This is a genomic window from Vibrio sp. Vb1574, assembly GCF_033338675.1.
This window is the reverse complement of the sequence record NZ_JAWOTC010000150.1, coordinates 1-1,587: the sequence shown is the minus strand read 5'-3', so window position 1 is coordinate 1,587 and position 1,587 is coordinate 1. Positions and strand designations below refer to the sequence as shown.

General features: G+C 44.4%; 2 protein-coding genes. Both read right to left on the bottom strand.

Annotated elements, in window-relative coordinates; genetic code table 11:
• Positions 1-202: 202 nt before the first annotated feature.
• Complete coding sequence (locus R7O12_RS24325) at positions 203-973, bottom strand: ABC transporter permease (RefSeq protein WP_005479696.1); 771 nt, start codon at positions 971-973, stop codon at positions 203-205.
• Positions 974-1,587: ABC transporter ATP-binding protein (locus R7O12_RS24320; RefSeq protein ID WP_318126600.1), on the bottom strand; the 614-nt coding region annotated here is incomplete at its 5' end.

Sequence of the window (1,587 nt, the reverse complement as noted above, 5' to 3'; positions counted from 1 at the left end):
AATGCCAGCCAAACAGACCAATATTTGGGCTTAAGTAACTGATAGGAAAAAAGCGGCGGCGGGACAATATTCATAGGATCACTCATTTATTACAAATGATTGAAACCTATCATGATAAAAACCGGAAGATTGTATGGGTATGTATTGTTGTGCATGCAAAAGAGCAGCGTAAATAGCTGCTCTTTTTCTTTATGAGCATGGCTTAGCTTCGTAGCCCAATCCCTTTTGTTACCAAATAGTGGGCAATGGCGTACAGCACCACAACAAACACACCCAGTACACTAAATGAAGTCACGATACCGACATCCGATACGCCTAAAAATCCGTAACGGAATGCATTTACCATGTAAACAATTGGGTTGATTTTCGATACACCTTGCCAAAACTCAGGCAACAGGCTAATCGAATAAAATACACCGCCAAGATAGGTAAGCGGCGTTAATACAAACGTAGGAATGATTGAAATGTCATCAAACGTCTTTGCGTAAACCGCATTAATCAATCCACCAAGAGCAAACACCACCGACGTCATAAATACCGTCGCCACAATAATGCCCCAGTGCTCAACCTGTAGATCTACAAACAGCAGCGACACGCACGTCACAATAGCACCAACCAGCAAGCCACGGGTTACACCACCCATGACATAACCTGCGATGATGACGTAGTTTGGCACAGGTGCAACCAACAACTCTTCGATGTTCTTTTGCAGTTTTGCACTAAAGAATGAAGACGCGACATTTGAATATGAGTTGGTGATCACCGACATCATGATCAAACCCGGCACGATGTATTCCATATAGCTAAATCCGCTCATTTCACCAATTCGAGAACCGATCAGATTACCGAAGATGATGAAGTACAGCGTCATCGTAATCGCTGGTGGCACCAAAGTTTGTACCCAAATACGCGAGAAGCGCGTCACCTCTTTACCCAGCAAACTACGAAATGCCGTCCAATACAGTTGGTACATTTACTTGCTCCCCTCTCTGACAATGCTGACAAACAGTTCTTCTAATCGGTTGGCTTTATTGCGCATCGACAGCACTTTCACGCCATGTTCCGTTAATTGAGCAAACACCGCATTGAGACCTTGGCTTTTATCTAGCTCAATTTCTAATGAGCCATCGATTAAGCTTTGACGATTGACACCATTCAACTCAGGCACTTCGCCGTCAGTCTCGATATCTAGAATAAAGGTTTCTACGCTGAGCTTACTGAGCAACGCTTTCATGGTTGTGTTTTCAATCAACTCGCCGCGATTGATAATGCCTATGTTGCGACACAGCATTTCCGCTTCTTCTAAATAGTGCGTAGTAAGAATGATAGTGATCCCTTGCTGCTGATTGATTTCTTTGAGGAAATCCCACATTGAACGACGCAACTCAATGTCCACCCCAGCCGTCGGCTCATCCAAAATCAGCAGTTTTGGCTCGTGCATGAGCGCGCGAGCAATCATCAAGCGACGCTTCATACCACCCGATAAGTTACGAGCACGCTCTTTGCGCTTCTCCCATAAATCGAGCTTCTTCAGGTATTTTTCTGCTCGCTCTTTTGCCAGAATTTTAGAAACACCATAGTAACCCG